We start from the raw sequence: 16,811 nt of genomic DNA, 5'->3' as shown, positions 1-16,811 counted from the left end.
CCCCCGCCGCCTACCCTGAACCCATGTCAGCGATCCGTCTCCTCGTGCTGGGGGCCGTCCGTCAGCATGGGCGGGCCCATGGGTACCAGGTCCGCAACGACCTGGAGTTCTGGGGCGCGCACGAGTGGTCCAATGCCAAGCCCGGCTCGATCTACCACGCCCTGAAGCAGATGGCCAAGCAGGGCCTGCTGCGCGCGCACGAGATCGCGCCGTCCACGGCCGGCGGCCCGCCGCGCACCGAGTACGAGATCACCGAGAAGGGCACCGAGGAGTACTTCTCCCTGCTCCGCACCTACCTCACCGCGTACGACCAGCCCCCCGACATGCTCACCGCCGCCGTCGGCTTCATGGTCGACCTGCCCCGCGCGGAGGTGCTCGACCTCCTGGAGGAGCGGGTGCGTGCCGTCGAGGCGTGGCGCAAGTCGGTCACCGAGTACTACACACCCGAGGACGGCCCCGCCCAGCTCGGCCACATCGGCGAGATCATGAACCTCTGGGTGCACACGGCCGACACCGGAGCGGAGTGGACCCGGGGCCTGATCGAACGGATCCGCGCGGGCGCGTACACCTTCTCCGGGGAGGGTGACCCGTTCGTCGCGGTACTGGCGGACGGCGCGCAGAACCCGTACGCCACGCCGGAGCGGCATCCGGGGGACGACCGCTGAAGCCGCCCGCTGAAGCCGCCTTCCTGAGGACGCTGTTTTCATTCACCTCCATTAATCAAGTTTGACCAATGAGGGGTTCGGGTACTAGCCTCCCCCGGCGATTGTTAGTCAAATTTGACTAGGGAGTGGGTGGCGCATGTCCGATACGGCGATCGCCGTCGAAGGCGCGCACAAGGCGTACGGCGGCAAACGCGCGCTGGACGGCCTCGACCTCACCGTGGGCCGCGGCACGGTCCACGGCGTGCTCGGCCCCAACGGCGCGGGCAAGACGACCCTGGTCCGGATCCTGGCCACCCTGCTGCGCCCGGACGCCGGGCGGATCACGGTGGCCGGGTACGACGTGGTGACCGAGGCCCAGCGGGTGCGCCACCGCATCGGCCTGCTCGGCCAGCACGCGGCGCTCGACGAGGAGCTGGGCGGCCACCAGAACCTGGAGATGTTCGGCCGCCTCCACCATCTGGGCGCCCGGCACGCGCGCGTGCGCGCCACGGAGCTCCTGGAACGCTTCGGCCTCCAGGACACCGGCCGCAAGGCGGTCAAGCGGTACAGCGGCGGCATGCGGCGCCGTCTCGACCTGGCCGCGTCCCTGATCGTGGAACCGGAGGTGCTCTTCCTGGACGAGCCGACGACCGGCCTCGACCCGCGCGGACGCACGGAGGTGTGGGCCGCCGTCCGCTCCCTGACCGGCGCCGGTACGACGGTCCTGCTGACCACGCAGTACCTGGAGGAGGCCGATCAGCTCGCCGACCGTATCTCGGTCGTCGACCGGGGCCGGGTCATCGCGGACGGCACGGCGGACGACCTGAAGAACCTGATCGGCGGCGACCGCATCGACGTCGTCCTGCGTGACGAGGCGCAGCTGGGCGCGGCGGTCGCCCTGCTGCCGATGGACGAGGACGAGATGACGGTCGACCCCGACCGCCGTCTGATCAGCGCGCCGGTCACCGACCGCATGACGGCGCTCGCCGAGGTCGTACGCGCCCTGGAGACGGCCGGCCTCCAGGCCGAGGACATCGCCCTGCGCCGGCCGACCCTGGACGAGGTGTTCCTGCACCTGACGGGCGAGGCTCCGACGCGTCCCCAGCCCCAGCCTCGGCGGCAGCTGACCTCGAACTCGCAGTCGGAGCCGAAGGAGAACGTGGCATGAGTACGTACGCCCTGACCGATTCCTGGACCATGACCCGGCGTGAACTCGCCCACTGGGCGCGGCAGCCGGTCCAGGTCGTCGTCAATCTGGTCTTCCCGGTGATGCTGCTGGTGATGTTCGGCTATCTGGTCGGCGGCGGGCGCGGGATCACCGGCGACTACGTCGACTTCCTGGTGCCGGGCATGCTCGCGCTCACCATGGCGTTCGGTCTGGAGTCCACGATGGTCGCGGTCACCCAGGATCTCAACAAGGGGGTGATCGACCGTTTCCGCTCCATGCCGATGGCCAACGGGGCGGTGCTGGTGGGCCGTTCGGCGGCCGACATGCTCCAGTCCGCGCTGACGCTGCTGGTGCTGGTCGGTGTGGGCTGGGCACTGGGCTGGCGGGCGACGGGCGGACCCGCCGGTTTCTTCGCGGCGCTCGGACTGCTCCTGCTGTTCCGGTTCGCGATGCTGTGGATCGGCATCCATCTGGCCCTGGTGGCGGGCAAACCGGAACTGGTGACAGCCGTTCAGATCCTGGTCTGGCCGGTGGGCTTCCTCTCCAACGCCTTCGCCGCCCCGGACTCCATGCCGGACTGGCTCGGCACGGTGGTCCAGTGGAACCCCATGTCCCATACGGCGACGGCGGTCCGGGATCTATTCGGCAACCCCGGCGGGGAGCCCGGCCACGTCTGGGCGGCCGTGGTGTGGCCGCTGGTGCTGCTGGCGGTGTTCTTCCCACTGGCGGTACGGAGGTTCGGGCGCCTGAGCAAGTAGGCGAGTGCTTCAGCGAAGAGGAAAGGGGGGCGAAAGGGCGAGGCGGCGAGGGGCGAGGGGGGAGGGGGCCGACGGTCCGTCGAGAATCGCTGGGAAATTCTTGGCCCGGAGTGGGAACCCGGGAGGGGTCGGCGGTGTACCAGAAGCAGCGGAAGCGGATCCGCTCGTCGGCCCTCGGAGAGCGGGGGAGCGGGGAGGGGCCGCGGGCCCGGCCGTGCGGGGGGCGGTCGGGCCCGGGGTCGGCGGGGGCCGGACACCGCGGAGCGTCACCGCACAGCGGAGCCGTCCTCCTTCAGTTGCATCTGGGGGCGGCCGGTGACCAGGAGCCAGGCGGGGAGGGAGGCGATGCACAGGAGGGACAGGATGGCGGGGGAGGCGACGAGGACGGCGGCGGTGAAGAGGCTGACCCAGCCCTGCCGGGTGATCGCCAGCAGCATGCCGAGCACACCGGCGGAGACGCCGACCGAGGGGTCCACGCCCGGGATCAGGGCATGGGCGGCCAGCCCGAACGCGGCACCTACGAAGACGGCCGGGAAGATCCGCCCGCCGCGGAACCCGCTGGACGCGGCGACCAGCAGGGCGGCCAGCTTCACCACGGCCATCGCGGCGAACTGGCCGGCCGACCAGCCGTCCGGGTCCTGGGCGAGTTCCGCCACCTCGTCCAGCCCCTTGAAGAGCGTCAGTTGGCCACCCAGGGCCCCGAGCAGCCCCAGGACGAGCCCGCCGGCGGGAAGGATCAGCAGGGGGTGGCGCAGCCGTGCGAAGGCGCCATGGACGTACGGGAAGGCGTACACCGCGCACATGCCGAGGAGGGCGGCGAGGGAGGCGATGACGACGCAGGCGAGCAGATCGGACCAGCCGGGGCGGCTGAACGGGGGCAGATGCAGATCGAAGCTGGGGTGGGCCACCAGAGTGGCCGTCAGGGCACCCGCGGCGGCGGCGACCAGGGGCGCGAAGACGTTGTCCCAGAGCTTCCCCCTGACCTGCCGTCCGGCCAGTGCCTCGGAGATGACCAGCGCGGCGGCGACGGGGGTGCCGAACAGGGCGCCGATGGTCGCGGCCTCGGCCAGCATCGGCCATGCCGCGCCGGGCAGGGCGGGCACCAGGCGGCGGCCCAGCCAGAAGGCGAGGCCGACGTTGACGGCGATGATGGGGTTCTCGGGGCCGAGGCTGGGGCCGCCGGCCAGGGTCAGGACGGTGGCGATCAGCAGACCGGGCAGGACGACGGGCGGCATCACGGGCGCGTCGAGGCCGGTCATGGCCGGGTCGGGGCCGGCGTGTCCGGGCACCTTCCACACCACCAGCCCGGCGAGGATGCCGGTCCCGGTGAGCATGACGAGCATCCAGAGCACGGAGTAGCTGCCCACGCCGAGGGCGTCGGGGAGGTTGTTCCACAGCACATGCTGAAGCGCCTCGGCGAGCCCGCTGACCCCGAGGAGGAGCAGGCTCGCGCCCACGCCCACGACAAGGGCGGGAAGGACCAGCGGCAGCAGCGCGCGGGCCGGGGTCGCCGGTGTGCTCGGCGCCGGCGCCGAGGTGTCGTGAGCCACCGGCACACGATAAACGGGCGAACGGCGTATACCGGGCGCAACATTCGAGGGGAGGGGAGGGGAGGGGAGGGAGGGGGGAGTGGGAGGGGGCCGGAGGAAAAGATCAGGGGAGGCGGGGGCAGGAGGTGCGCTGGGCACCAGGGGCGGCGGCCCGACACCAGCCCGTGGCCGGGCCGACACCACCGGATGGCCGCCCAACGCCAGCGGGGCCCGACACCGGCCTTGGCCGCTCGGCACCGGCCCACAGCGGGGCCCGACACCGGCCCTGGCCGCCCGTAACCGGCCCACAGCCGGGCCCGGCCCCACCCCTCGCGGACCGGCCCCACCCCACAGCCGACCCGGCCCCACCCCACAGCGTGCCCCGGCCCCACCCCCGCCGAAGCCCCGCTCCCCCTCCCCGCCGGAGCCCCCTCCCCCTCCCCCTCCCCGGCGGATCACCCCTCCTCCCCGGAGAATCGGACTTGCACCTCACGTGGCGTGAGGGGGGAGCGTGGTGGGCGTACCGAGGAAGGAGCGCGGAAGTGAGCTACTCCGTGGGACAGGTCGCCGGATTCGCCGGGGTCACCGTGCGCACGCTGCACCACTACGACGACATCGGCCTGCTCGCCCCGAGCGAGCGCAGCCACGCGGGGCACCGGCGTTACGGTGACGCCGACCTCGACCGGTTGCAGCAGATCCTGTTCTACCGGGAGCTGGGCTTCCCGCTCGACGAGGTCGCCGCCCTGCTCGACGACCCGGAGGCGGACCCGCGCGCGCATCTGCGCCGCCAGCACGAGTTGCTGACCGCCCGGATCGAGAAGCTGAAGGAGATGGCGGCGGCCGTGGAGCACGCCATGGAGGCACGCAAGATGGGAATCAATCTCACGCCCGAGGAGAAGTTCGAGGTGTTCGGGGACCACGACCCGGACCAGTACGAGGAGGAGGTGCGGCAGCGCTGGGGTGACACCGACGCCTACCGCGAGTCGCAGCGCCGTTCCGCCTCCTACACCAAGGAGGACTGGAAGCGGCTCGGCGAGGAGTTCGACGCGATCCACCGGCGGATGGCCGACCTGATGACGGCGGGCACGCCCGCCGACTCCCCGGCGGCCATGGATGTCGCCGAGGAGCACCGGCAGTACATCTCACGCTCGCACTACGCGTGCCCGTACGAGATGCACACCGGCCTGGGCGAGATGTATGTGGCCGACGCCCGCTTCACGGCGAACTACGACAAGATCCGCACGGGCCTCGCGGCCTATCTGCGGGACGCGATCAACGCCAACGCGGCCCGGCACGCCGCCACCTGATCCGCCGGGACGCACGACGGGCACGTACGACAGGCACGCACGACGGGCACGTACACGGCACACCGGCGGCGTCCGCCGCACAGCCGTGGCCTCTGCCGCCGCACAACGGCGCATCTGCCGCCGCACGGCCGTGGCGTCCGACGCCCCACCACCGCACCCACCCACGCACCGCGGTCGTGTTCCTCGTCACGTCAGGAGGCGGTCACTCCGGGACGAGGACGACCGCGGTGCCGTAGGCGCACACCTCCGTGCCGACGTCGGCGGCTTCGCTGACGTCGAAGCGGAACATCAGCACCCCGTTGGCGCCGCGTGCGCGGGCCTGTTCCACGAGTCGCTCCATGGCCTGGTTACGGGTCTGCACGAGCGTCTTGGTCAGCCCGCGCAGCTCGCCGCCGACCAGCGACTTCAGTCCGGCGCCGAGCTGGCTGCCGAGATGCCGGGAGCGCACGGTCAGGCCGAAGACCTCACCGATCACCTTGTCCACGCGGTAGCCGGGTACGTCGTTCGTCGTCACGACCAGTACCTCGGGCTCGGGCTCCTGCCCGCCGCCGTACTCCTCCATGCCCATGGCCCACAGCTTGGTCCCCATAGGCGCACAGTGCATCCTGGAGACACGGGTGGAACCTGGGGCGGACACACAGCGTTGATAGCTTTGTCCGCCCGTACGGACGCCGTAGTTCTCATCACCCCTCAGGAGCCAGGAACCGTGACGACGCTTGCCCTCGGACCGAGCTGGCTCGATCCGAACACCCTGCTCGACAACTTCGGCATCTGGGGCCTGCTCCTGATCGTCTTCGCCGAATCGGGCCTGCTCATCGGGTTCTTCCTGCCGGGTGACTCCCTGCTCTTCACCGCGGGTCTGCTGATCACCTCGGGTCAGCTGGACTTCCCGCTGTGGGGCGCGATCGCGCTCATCGTCGTCGCCGCCATCGTCGGCGACCAGGTGGGTTATATGTTCGGTAAGAAGGTCGGCCCGGCGCTGTTCACCCGACCGGACTCCCGCTTGTTCAAGCAGGAGAATGTGACGAAGGCGCACGAGTTCTTCGAGAAGCACGGCCCGAAGTCCCTGGTCCTGGCCCGCTTCGTGCCGATCGTGCGGACGTTCACGCCGATCATCGCGGGCGTCAGCGGGATGCGGTACCGCACGTTCCTGATCTTCAACGTGGTCGGCGGTGTCCTCTGGGGCGCCGGGGTCACCTTCCTCGGCTCCTGGCTCGGCAACATCGCCTTCGTCAAGGCGAACATCGAGGCGATCCTGATCCTGATCGTCCTGATCTCGGTCCTGCCGATCATCTTCGAGGTGCTGCGCGCCCGGAAGCAGAAGAAGAACAACCCGCAGCCCACCGCCCCGCACCACCAGCAGCAGGCGGCCCCGCAGCAGCCGTACCCCTACGCCCAGCAGCAGCCCCCGGCGATGGACGACGCCACGACCCAGCTCCGCCGCATCCCCCCGACGGACCCCCAGCCCCAGCCCCAGGCCCACCCCCAGGCCCCGCAGGGCAACCAGGGCTACCCCCAGCAGCAGCCCCCGCAGCAGCAGTACCCCCAGGGCTACGACCAGCAGCAGCACGACCAGTACTACGGCCAGCCGCAGCAGCCGTACGCCCCCCAGCACCCTCAGCACCCACAGCAGCAGCCGCAGCAGCAGCCGTACCCCCAGAACTACCCGCAGCAGTCCGGCCAGTACCCCTACAACCAGGGCTGACCCGACGCCGCCAAGGGGCGCGGGGAACTGCGCGAGCGACCACGACGAACCCGCGGTCGCCGCCCGGCAGATCCCCCCGCCCCGGTGGGGCGTCCCCCCGCCCCGGTGGAGCGCGCCCCCGCAAAACCCTCGCCCGGTGGGCGCGGGCGCCCCCTCAAAACCCTCGCGTCCGCTTCGCCGCCCGCCGCCCCCCGGCGGAGCCGCCCGGTACGCGCAGTGCCAGCCGGGAGATCTCCGCCCCCAGATTCACCCCGATGGCGATGGCCATCGCGAGCGCCGCCGCCTTCGTCAGCGAGCTGAGCCCGGCGTTGACCTCGTTCTGAGCGATCGACAGCACACCGAAGTACGTGGCGGAACCCGGCAGCAGGGGCCCGATCGCGGCGGTGGTGTACGGCAGCGCCGACGCGTACCGGTACCGGGACAGCAACTGCCCGAACAGCCCCACCAGCCCCGCCGCGACGGCGGTGGAGGCGACCGGTGACAGACCACCGGCGTAGTGCATGGCGCCGTACACGGACCAGGCGACGCCGCCGTTCAGGGTCACGGCGAGCACGGTGGATCGTTCCTGCTGGAGCAGGACCGCGAAGGTCAGGGACAGCAGCATCGATGCGCCGATCTGCAATCCCGGCCGTTCGGCGAACAGCAGGGCCGCGTCCGGGTTCAGCGAGGCGCCCAGCTGGACACCGAAGTACAGCACCACCAGCACACCGACGACGATCCCGACGAACAGGTACATGACCTCCAGCAGCCGGGCCGCGGCGGTGATGTAGAAACCGGTCAGCCCGTCCTGCACGCCCGCGACCAGCGCCCGCCCCGGCAGCAGCGCGAACAGCCCACCGGTGATCACGGCGGATGCCCGGACGTCGATGTGCGCCACGGTCAGCGCGACCCCCATCGCGGCGGGCGGCATCGCGGCGACCACGAACTGATAGAACTCCGGCAGCCCGCGCCCGGCGCACCACCACGCCAGCCGGTCGCCCAGCATCGCGCCGACCGCCGCCGCGAAGAAGACCAGGACGTCACCGCCGACCAGCAGCGACGCCGCCCCGGCGAGCAGCCCACTGGCCAGCGTCAGCACCCAGGTCGGGTACGGGTGCCGGTTGCGGCGGATCTCGGCGAGCCGCCGGTACGCCTCCTCCAGGGAGAGATGGCTCGCGGGGTCGCTGAGGTCGTCCACCAGCCGGAACACGGCCGCCAGCCGGGTGTAGTCGGTCGCGCGGCGCCGCACGGTCCGCGACGCCGTCACCGGGTCGTCCACGAGGGACGGCTGGTGAGAGATGGACAGCAGGGTGAAGGTGACCGTCGGCTCGCAGCGGTCCAGGCCGTAGGAGCGGCAGACGGCGAACATCGCCGCCTCCACGTCCTCCGCGCCCTCGCCGCCCGCCAGCAGCAGTTCGCCGATGCGCAGGGTCAGATCGAGCACGCGCGGTACGGCGGGACCGGTCTCGTCCGGTTTGTGCACGGCCTCCGGCGCGGGCCGCTCGGCCACCGGCATGCGCAGTATCGTGCGCATCCGGTCCTGCCAGGGCGCGTCCTTGGTCAGACTGATCGCCGGCAGCCGGCCCGGCGGGGTGAACACGGGCGGCGCCTGTCCGGCGCTGTAGACGCTCGGCGCCGTGAACGCCGACCCCTCCTGCTCGCCCGCAGAGGCCCGGGCGGTGGGCGGCACGTCCAGGCCGTTCGGCACGGCGAACTCGGAGGTGGTCTCCGGCTCACCGCCCGCCCTGGACACGTCCAGACCCGCCGGAATCGCGAACTCGCTCGTCACCTCCGGATCGAGCACGCCCCGCGCCTCGTCCGAATGCGGCTGGTGGTCCTCCGCGCCCGTCACCTAAAGCAGCGCTCCCTGTACGACTGCGGTCCCGATGGCCACAGTATGCGCACAGACACGCGAAAGGGCCGTACGTGCGCTCGATGCGGCACGTACGACCCGGTCGCGGAAGGCGGGGTTCAGTGGCCGCCCGTCTCCTTGAAGCGCTTGTAGGACCGCTCGATCTCGACCTCGGCCTCGGTCCGGCCCACCCAGTTGGCGCCCTCGACGGACTTGCCGGGCTCCAGGTCCTTGTAGACCTCGAAGAAGTGCTGGATCTCCAGGCGGTCGAACTCCGACACGTGGTGGATGTCGCGCAGGTGCTCCACCCGCGGGTCGGACGCGGGGACGCACAGCAGCTTGTCGTCGCCGCCGGCCTCGTCCGTCATCCGGAACATGCCGATCGCACGGCACTTGATGAGGCAGCCGGGGAAGGTCGGCTCCTCCAGGATGACCAGCGCGTCCAGCGGATCGCCGTCCTCGCCGAGGGTGTTCTCGACAAAGCCGTAGTCGGCCGGGTAGCTGGTCGAGGTGAAGAGTCGGCGGTCCAAGCGGATACGACCGGTCTCGTGGTCCACCTCGTACTTGTTGCGCGAACCCTTCGGGATCTCGATCGTGACGTCGAACTCCACCGGTGGCTCCTCCATGATCAGCACGCGTTTCTGGTGATTAAGTGTCCCTCACGCAGGTGTGTGATCGCGAAAGGGGCTGGTGGTCGTGCCCGAACAGAGTCGCTGGCGGGCGAGACCGCAGGTGAAGCGGCTTGCGGATGCCGTACGGCCTCGGCTCACACGGGCGGCGTTGGCCGCGAAGCCGCGGGTCGCGCGCTGGGCGCGGGCCGTGAAACCGCAGGCCAAGCTGGTGACCACGGTGAAGACCTGGCAGTACACGGCGGGTGCGGCGGCCGTCGGGCTCGTGCTGGCCGCCGGTGTGGTGACCGCCGCCGGGCCCTGGGACGCCACCGGACAGCGTACGGCGGAGCGGGAACGGGCCGCCGCCGGGCCGGCTGCGGGTGGCACAGATCACGGTCGTAATTCCGATACGTCCGCCGGAACGCCGCGTCCCGCGCCCAGCGCCGGGTCCGTCCTGACCGGTCTCGGCCCCGCCGCGGGCACGGCCGGAGGGGTGAAGTCCGCCCCGAACGGCGGCAAGACCCTCGACGAGATTCTCGACCCGCTCCTCGCGGACGCCGGGCTGGGGGATCGCCGCGGCGCCTCGGTCGTCGAGGTCGCCACCGGCAAGCCGCTGTACGGGCTCGGTTCCGGCGCGGCGCTCACCCCGGCGTCCACCACGAAGATCGCCACCGCCGTGGCCGCGCTGTCCGCCCTCGGCGCCGACCACCGCCTCGCCACCCGGGCCGCCTTCGAGCCCGACACCGGCGAACTCGTCCTCGTCGGCGGCGGCGACCCCACGCTGACCGCCCGCGAGGACGCCGAGGGCTGGGCCAGCCTGCGCACCCTCGCCGAGCAGACCGCCGCGGAACTGAAGAAGCGCAAGGTCACCGAGGTCACCCTGTCGTACGACACCACTCTGTACGCCGGGAACGGGCTCCACCCGATCGGCGTCAACGACAACCTCGCCAAGGTCACCCCCCTGATGGCGGACGAGGCCCGCACCGACGACTCGACCAGCGGCCCGGCCCCCCGCCACACCGACCCGGCGGCGGAGGCGACCCGGTCCTTCGCCGCGTTCCTCAAGCAGCAGGGCATCACGACGACCGCGCCCGGCCCCTCCAAGGCCACGTCCCGGGCGGACACCCTGGCCACGGTCTCCTCCCCGCCCCTGTCGACACTGGTCGAACGCATGCTCACCAACAGCGACAACGACATCGCCGAGGCCCTCGCCCGGCACACCGCCCTCGCCTCGGGCGAACGCGCCGACTTCAAGGGCGCCGGTACGGCCATGAAGGCCCAGCTCCGGAAACTGGGACTGCCGGTGACCGGCGCCGTCCTCAAGGACGGCAGCGGCCTCGACCGCGCCGACCGGCTCACCGCCGACCTGCTCACCGCCCTGCTCGTCAAGGCCGCCGACCCCGCCCACCCCGACCTCCGCGCCACCCTCACGGGCCTGCCGGTGGCCGGCTTCACCGGCACGCTCAGCACCCGCTACACGGACAGCGGCGCCGATGGTGCCATCGACGGGGCCGCGGGCGTCGTACGCGCCAAGACCGGCACCCTGACCGGCGTCAACACCCTGGCCGGCACCGCCGTCGACGCCCGTGGCCGCCTCCTGGCCTTCGCTTTCCTGGCCACCGACACCACCGACCCGACCGCCGCCCAGACGGCCCTCGACAGAACGGCGACCGCCCTGGCGACCTGCGCCTGCCGCTGAGTCCGCCCGCTCGGATCACGCCACACTCACGGGCGGGCCCCAGCCCCGACCCAGATCCGACCAGATCCAACGAACGACCCCAGACCCAATACCAACGACCCCGGATCCAAGACCAACGACCCCAGGTCCATCCGCCGTATCCCCACGGCGTCGCGCCACCCGGCCCGCACCGACCGCCGCCGCCCCTTCTCCCACGGAGGTCCGTCAGAAGGGCCCGGCCGCGCTGCTCACGGACGCCGGTACCGTCGGCGCCGGGAGCCGCTGCCGTGCAGGGCGGTGGCCGGGGACGCGACGACCGCTGCGGATCTTCCGCCGTACCGCCCGCCCCCGTTGCGCTCCGCACCGCCGCCTGGGACTCGGCGCGCCGCCCCCTGAGGCATGTCGCCGCTGCCGGTCATCTGCCGCGCGGCACCCGCCGTACCGCCCGCCACCACCTGCCACGCTCCGCCCGACCGCCCGACCGCCCGACCGCCCGACCGCCCGACCGCCCGACCGCCCGACCGCCCGCCCACCCACCGTCCCGTGTGCCGCACCCGCCATGCTTCGTGCCGCACCCGCCACGCTTCGCGGGACCACTTGCCACGCTTCGCCCGCCCACCCACCGTCCCGTGTGCCGCACCCGCCATGCTTCGTGCCGCACCCGCCACGCTTCGCGGGACCACTTGCCACGCTTCGCCCGCCCACCCACCGTCCCGCGTGCCGCACCCGCCACGCTTCGCGTCGCACCCGCCGTGCTGGCGCGTTGTTTTCTCTTGCGCGGTGGGCCGCAGCCCCTACGCCGCGTCCGGCCGCCCGCCGAGCGGGTGTCGCCCGGTCGCCGGGCGACTGTCGCGCCGCAGGGCGCCGCCGCGGTGGGTGTCCCGCAGGAGCGAACGGTCGGAGACCCCTCCCCGGCGTGGGACGCCGACGGCGGGAGACGGGTCCCGGGGCGGCTGGGGGAAGGCGGTCGCCGGGGCGCGGGACGACGTGGGCTCCGGGCCCGGCTGCCCTCACGCCTGCCCCCAGCGGCAGCGCTCACGTACCGTTGAGCGCATGACGAGCATCGGTGGTGCTGCTTCTTCTGGGATGGTCGACTGGAATCTCGCGGTGGCGACCGCGACCCGGCTGGTGCGGCCGGGTCCGGAGGTGAGCCGTGACGAGGCCCGGGCTGTCGTCGCGGAGCTTCGCCGCCATGCCAGAGCGTCCGAGGAACACGTCCGGGGCTTCACCCGGATGGGGACCGAGGAGACCCATGACACCCCGGTCCTGGTGGTCGACCGCCCCGGCTGGGTGCGGGCGAACGTCGCCGGGTTCCGCGAGATCCTCAAACCCCTCCTCGACAAGATGCAGGAACGTCGCGGCAGCACCCCCGGCGGTGCCGTGCTCGGCGCGGTCGGCGGCAAGGTCACCGGCGTCGAGCTGGGCATGCTGCTGTCCTTCCTGTCGTCCCGGGTCCTCGGCCAGTACGAGACCTTCGCCCCCGCCACCCGCGAACTCCCGGCGGGTACGAACGGCGGCGGGCGCCTCCTGCTCGTCGCCCCGAACATCGTCCACGTCGAGCGCGAACTCGACGTACAGCCGCACGACTTCCGGCTGTGGGTGTGCCTGCACGAGGAGACCCACCGCACCCAGTTCTCGGCCGTGCCCTGGCTGCGTGATCACCTTCAGGGCGAAATCCAGTCGTTCCTCGGCGAGACCGAGGTCGATCCGATGACCGTGCTGGAGCGGATCCGGGAGGCCGCGCAGTCGCTGGCCGGCGGCCGTCCGGAGGGCGAGGAGGACGACGGCGGGCGCTCGCTCGTGGAGATCGTGCAGACCCCGGGCCAGCGGGAGATCCTCGGACGGCTGACGGCGGTGATGTCGCTGCTGGAGGGCCACGCCGACTTCGTCATGGACGGGGTGGGACCGCAGGTCGTACCGACCGTCGGGGAGATCCGCGAGAAGTTCCAGCAGCGGCGCGCCAAGGGCGCCTCCCGCCTGGACCTGGCGCTGCGCAAGCTGCTCGGCCTGGACGCCAAGCTGCGGCAGTACCGGGACGGCGAGCGGTTCGTCCGCGCGGTCGTCGAGGAGACCGGCATGGACGGCTTCAACCGGGTGTGGACCTCCCCCAACACCCTGCCCACCAAGGCGGAGATCGCCAAACCGGCGGACTGGATCGCGCGGGTGCACCGCAAGGCGGAGTCGTGAAACGAGGGTGCGCGAGGTGAATCCCTCGTGACGTGGTGCACCGGATCCGGCCGACGGCAGTCGAACGCCCCTCCAATCACCCGTCCGAGGGACCGTGAGGCCCTGGCAGGCGTGCAATGCTCGGGGAACCGCTCGGTTCTGTCACCATCTACACACTCTGAGTGACCGAACTCGGGCTCACCCCCCGAAAACTTCATGAAGGGAACCGGACATGGGTCCCCATCCTGCGGTCGCGGCGATACGCCTGGCGGTCCGCCGCGTCCTCCACGACATCCTCACCGAACACAGCCGCGTCCCCGACCTCACCGGCACACTCGCCGCCCGGTCCTCCGGCGCCGCCTACGCCGCTCCCCCCGGCGCCGCCCACGCCGCTCCCCCCGGCGCCGCCTACGCCGCTCCCCCCGGCGCGGCCCGCGCCGCCGCGCACGAGCGCCCGCCGACCCCGCTCGTGCTCGTCGCCTGTTCCGGCGGCGCCGACTCCATGGCGCTCGCCTCCGCCCTCGCCTTCGAAGCCCCCCGCCTCGGCATCCGGGCCGGCGGCATCACCGTCGACCACGGACTCCAGCCCGGCTCCGCCGCGCGCGCCGAGGACGTCGTCCAGCGGCTGCGCGGACTCGGCCTGGACCCGGTCGAGGCCACCGCCGTCACCATCGGCAGCGAATCCAGCACCCCGGCGCACGGCGCCGCCTACGCGGGCGGCGGCGGACGGCGGGTGGGCCCGGAGGCCGCCGCCCGCGACGCCCGCTACGCCGCTCTCGACGACGCCGCCGCCCGCCGGGGCGCCGCCGCGGTCCTGCTCGGGCACACCCGCGACGACCAGGCCGAGACCGTCCTGCTGGGGCTCGCCCGTGGCTCCGGCATCCGCTCGCTGTCCGGTATGGCCGCGGTCTCGGGGGCCGACGGCCGCTACCGGCGCCCCTTCCTCCAGCTCGACCGGCAGACCGTCCGCAAGGCGTGCATGGTCCAGTCCCTGCCGGTCTGGGACGACCCGCACAACGCGGACCCCGCCTACACCCGCTCCCGCCTGCGCCACGAGGGCCTGCCCGCCCTGGAGAAGGCGCTCGGCAAGGGCGTGGTGGAGGCGCTCGCCCGCACGGCCCAGCTGTCCCGGGACGACGCGGACGCCCTGGACACCTGGGCCCGCCAGGCCGAGAGCGCCGTACGGGACTCCGCGGGGCTCCTGGAGTGCGCCAAGCTCTACGCCCTGCCGCCCGCCGTCCGCCGCCGGGTGCTGCGGCGCGCGGCCATCGAGGCGGGTGCCCCGGCGGGCTCGCTGTTCGCGCGTCACATCGAGGAAATGGACCGCCTGATCACCGGCTGGCGCGGTCAGGGGGCCATCAACCTCCCCGGCAAGGTCGCCGCCCAGCGGCAGGGTGGCAGACTGGTCATTCGGCAAGGCTGAACCGACACCGCTCCGGACCCCCTCCGGAGAGGGGGCACGGTCAGCCGCTTGGACGACCGAAAGTGATGCGGGTGGACGCGAAAGACATGGGTGCCGACCTCCAACAGGTACTCATCACCAAGGAAGAGATCGACGCCAAGCTGACCGAGCTGGCCGCCAAGATCGACGCCGAGTACGCGGGCAAGGACCTGCTCCTCGTCGGTGTCCTCAAGGGCGCGGTGATGGTCATGGCAGACCTCGCCCGTGCGCTGTCCACCCCCGTCACCATGGACTGGATGGCGGTGTCGTCCTACGGCGCGGGCACCCAGTCCTCCGGTGTCGTGCGGATCCTCAAGGACCTCGACACCGACATCAAGGGCCGGCACGTCCTGATCGTCGAGGACATCATCGACTCCGGCCTGACCCTGTCCTGGCTGCTGTCCAACCTCGGCTCGCGCGAGCCCGAGTCGCTCAAGGTGTGCACGCTGCTGCGCAAGCCCGACGCGGCGAAGGTCGCCATCGACGTCGAATGGGTGGGCTTCGACATTCCGAACGAATTCGTCGTCGGTTACGGCCTCGACTTCGCCGAGAAGTACCGCAACCTCCCGTTCGTCGGTACGCTCGCGCCCCACGTCTACGGCGGCTGACACCCCCCGGGCCGTACGGGCGGCGGGCGCCGCTGATCCGTACGGACCAAGGGGTACGAGGAACGTACGAGACCGTACGGACCAAGGGGTACGAGGAAATCGGGAACCCCAGCGGGTTCCGCGCCGTTGGAGCATGCGTAGACGGGATTACCGGCAGTCCCGTGCGCCTTCGGGCCACAATGCTGGGGTACCGTCAGAAGAACTGTCTTATCAAACTCACTATGGCAGGAGGGACGGGGCGGCACCGCTCCGTGTGGATGGACGTGAAGCGATACTTCCGTGGGCCGGTCATGTGGATCGTGCTGGCCGTCCTTGCCGTGGTCGTGTTGATGCAGGTCGTCGGCTCGTCCGGCGGCTACAAGACGGTGGACACCGGCCAGGTCGTCCAGGCGATCAACGAGAACCGGGTCAGTGCGGTCAGCCTGACCACCGGCGACGAGCAGACCATCAAGGCCACCCTCAAGGACGGCCAGAAGATCGAGGGCAGCTCCAAGATCCAGGCCAGCTACATCGGCGATCAGGGCACCACCCTCGCCAATACGCTCCAGACCAAGTACCAGGACAACCAGATCCCCGACGGCTATACGGTCTCGCCGTCCAAGCAGAACCCGTTCGTCGGCATCCTGCTGTCCTTGCTCCCCTTCGTTCTCATCGTGGTCGTCTTCCTGTTCCTGATGAATCAGATGCAGGGCGGCGGCTCCCGGGTGATGAACTTCGGGAAGTCGAAGGCGAAGCTGATCACCAAGGACACGCCGAAGACGACCTTCGCGGACGTCGCCGGTTCGGACGAGGCGGTCGAGGAGCTCCACGAGATCAAGGAGTTCCTCCAGGAGCCGGCCAAGTTCCAGGCCGTGGGCGCCAAGATCCCCAAGGGCGTGCTGCTGTACGGCCCGCCCGGTACCGGCAAGACGCTGCTCGCGCGGGCCGTCGCCGGTGAGGCGGGCGTTCCGTTCTACTCGATCTCCGGTTCCGACTTCGTCGAGATGTTCGTCGGCGTCGGCGCCTCCCGGGTCCGTGACCTCTTCGAGCAGGCCAAGGCGAACGCCCCGGCGATCGTCTTCGTCGACGAGATCGACGCGGTCGGCCGCCATCGCGGCGCCGGCCTCGGCGGTGGTCACGACGAGCGCGAGCAGACCCTCAACCAGCTGCTGGTCGAGATGGACGGCTTCGACGTCAAGGGCGGTGTGATCCTGATCGCCGCCACCAACCGGCCCGACATCCTCGACCCGGCGCTGCTGCGCCCCGGCCGTGTGGGCCCCCCCCGCCCCGGCCCCCCCCACTGTGCCGGTGGGGTGGGGGGGGCCGGGGGCGGCGCGGCGCCCCGGCCCGGCCGCCCCCGCCGCCCGGCGAGGAGATCCGCAGACC

At 71.8% G+C, this 16,811-nt stretch carries 14 protein-coding genes; 10 read left to right on the top strand and 4 right to left on the bottom strand.

Features of this window, described 5'->3' with window-relative positions; genetic code table 11:
- Positions 1–23 precede the first annotated feature (23 nt).
- The 3 genes from ACFXAZ_RS11700 to ACFXAZ_RS11690 all read left to right on the top strand — a co-directional run bounded on the left by ACFXAZ_RS11700 (position 24) and on the right by ACFXAZ_RS11690 (position 2,570).
- Positions 24–665, top strand: a complete 642-nt coding sequence (locus ACFXAZ_RS11700; protein WP_384588069.1) for a PadR family transcriptional regulator — start codon at positions 24–26, stop codon at positions 663–665.
- Positions 666–801: 136 nt separating this feature from the next.
- Positions 802–1,812 carry an ATP-binding cassette domain-containing protein gene (locus tag ACFXAZ_RS11695; protein ID WP_384588066.1) on the top strand — a complete coding sequence of 337 codons (1,011 nt, stop codon included), beginning with the start codon at positions 802–804 and terminating at the stop codon, positions 1,810–1,812.
- Positions 1,809–2,570: an ABC transporter permease gene (locus ACFXAZ_RS11690; RefSeq protein ID WP_384588063.1), complete on the top strand. Its 762-nt coding sequence runs from the start codon at positions 1,809–1,811 to the stop codon at positions 2,568–2,570. Before ACFXAZ_RS11695 ends, ACFXAZ_RS11690 begins: the two co-directional genes overlap by 4 nt.
- 266 nt (positions 2,571–2,836) lie before the next feature.
- Here ACFXAZ_RS11690 and ACFXAZ_RS11685 read toward each other — a convergent pair whose 3' ends face one another.
- Positions 2,837–4,120, bottom strand: a complete 1,284-nt coding sequence (locus tag ACFXAZ_RS11685) for an ion channel protein (protein WP_384588060.1) — start codon at positions 4,118–4,120, stop codon at positions 2,837–2,839.
- A 521-nt stretch (positions 4,121–4,641) separates the two neighbouring features.
- On the opposite strand from ACFXAZ_RS11685, the gene ACFXAZ_RS11680 reads away from it, so the two are divergent.
- Positions 4,642–5,406: a MerR family transcriptional regulator gene (locus ACFXAZ_RS11680; protein ID WP_384588057.1), complete on the top strand. Its 765-nt coding sequence runs from the start codon at positions 4,642–4,644 to the stop codon at positions 5,404–5,406.
- A 202-nt stretch (positions 5,407–5,608) separates the two neighbouring features.
- Here the strand turns inward: ACFXAZ_RS11680 and ACFXAZ_RS11675 are convergent, their stop codons facing one another.
- A complete protein-coding gene (locus ACFXAZ_RS11675; protein WP_384588379.1) occupies positions 5,609–5,974 on the bottom strand; it encodes a YbjQ family protein in 366 nt (121 codons plus the stop codon).
- Positions 5,975–6,112: 138 nt separating this feature from the next.
- Between ACFXAZ_RS11675 and ACFXAZ_RS11670 the strand changes: the two genes are divergently transcribed.
- Positions 6,113–7,111 (top strand): DedA family protein, encoded by a 999-nt coding sequence (locus tag ACFXAZ_RS11670; RefSeq protein ID WP_384588054.1) that lies wholly within the window; start codon positions 6,113–6,115, stop codon positions 7,109–7,111.
- A 154-nt stretch (positions 7,112–7,265) separates the two neighbouring features.
- Here the strand turns inward: ACFXAZ_RS11670 and ACFXAZ_RS11665 are convergent, their stop codons facing one another.
- Both ACFXAZ_RS11665 and ACFXAZ_RS11660 read right to left on the bottom strand, forming a co-directional pair.
- Positions 7,266–8,942, bottom strand: a complete 1,677-nt coding sequence (locus ACFXAZ_RS11665; RefSeq protein ID WP_384588051.1) for a threonine/serine exporter ThrE family protein — start codon at positions 8,940–8,942, stop codon at positions 7,266–7,268.
- 119 nt (positions 8,943–9,061) lie between these two features.
- On the bottom strand, positions 9,062–9,553 hold the full coding sequence (locus ACFXAZ_RS11660; protein ID WP_382681032.1) for an inorganic diphosphatase: 492 nt from the start codon (positions 9,551–9,553) through the stop codon (positions 9,062–9,064).
- A gap of 79 nt (positions 9,554–9,632) precedes the next feature.
- Here ACFXAZ_RS11660 and dacB point away from each other — a divergent pair, with 79 nt between their 5' ends.
- From dacB to ACFXAZ_RS11635, 5 genes are all read left to right on the top strand, one after another.
- Positions 9,633–11,252, top strand: coding sequence for a D-alanyl-D-alanine carboxypeptidase/D-alanyl-D-alanine-endopeptidase (gene dacB, locus ACFXAZ_RS11655; RefSeq protein ID WP_384588047.1), 1,620 nt, complete (start codon positions 9,633–9,635; stop codon positions 11,250–11,252).
- Between the two features lie 1,032 nt (positions 11,253–12,284).
- A complete protein-coding gene (locus tag ACFXAZ_RS11650; protein WP_384588044.1) occupies positions 12,285–13,418 on the top strand; it encodes a zinc-dependent metalloprotease in 1,134 nt (377 codons plus the stop codon).
- Positions 13,419–13,629: 211 nt separating this feature from the next.
- Positions 13,630–14,820 carry a tRNA lysidine(34) synthetase TilS gene (gene tilS / locus ACFXAZ_RS11645; RefSeq protein ID WP_384588041.1) on the top strand — a complete coding sequence of 397 codons (1,191 nt, stop codon included), beginning with the start codon at positions 13,630–13,632 and terminating at the stop codon, positions 14,818–14,820.
- Between the two features lie 65 nt (positions 14,821–14,885).
- The gene (gene hpt / locus ACFXAZ_RS11640; protein ID WP_362766289.1) at positions 14,886–15,446 is read left to right on the top strand and encodes a hypoxanthine phosphoribosyltransferase; all 561 of its coding nucleotides are present in this window, start codon (positions 14,886–14,888) and stop codon (positions 15,444–15,446) included.
- 257 nt (positions 15,447–15,703) lie between these two features.
- On the top strand, positions 15,704–16,811 hold a 1,108-nt coding region (locus tag ACFXAZ_RS11635), incomplete at its 3' end, for an ATP-dependent metallopeptidase FtsH/Yme1/Tma family protein (protein WP_384588376.1).

The organism is Streptomyces sp. NPDC059477, assembly GCF_042749375.1.
In the GTDB taxonomy this organism is placed as follows: Bacteria; Actinomycetota; Actinomycetes; order Streptomycetales; family Streptomycetaceae; genus Streptomyces.
The sequence above is the reverse complement of the archived record's forward strand: the minus strand, read 5'-3'. Positions and strand labels throughout refer to the sequence as shown.

Excerpts from the sequence above, each read along its gene's own strand:
- ACFXAZ_RS11650 (WP_384588044.1), top strand. The coding sequence starts at position 12,285 with ATGACGAGCATCGGTGGTGCTGCTTCTTCTGGGATGGTCGACTGGAAT.
- ACFXAZ_RS11675 (WP_384588379.1), bottom strand. The coding sequence starts at position 5,974 with ATGGGCATGGAGGAGTACGGCGGCGGGCAGGAGCCCGAGCCCGAGGTA.
- ACFXAZ_RS11695 (WP_384588066.1), top strand. The coding sequence starts at position 802 with ATGTCCGATACGGCGATCGCCGTCGAAGGCGCGCACAAGGCGTACGGC.
- hpt (WP_362766289.1), top strand. The coding sequence starts at position 14,886 with ATGCGGGTGGACGCGAAAGACATGGGTGCCGACCTCCAACAGGTACTC.
- ACFXAZ_RS11700 (WP_384588069.1), top strand. The coding sequence starts at position 24 with ATGTCAGCGATCCGTCTCCTCGTGCTGGGGGCCGTCCGTCAGCATGGG.
- tilS (WP_384588041.1), top strand. The coding sequence starts at position 13,630 with ATGGGTCCCCATCCTGCGGTCGCGGCGATACGCCTGGCGGTCCGCCGC.
- ACFXAZ_RS11690 (WP_384588063.1), top strand. The coding sequence starts at position 1,809 with ATGAGTACGTACGCCCTGACCGATTCCTGGACCATGACCCGGCGTGAA.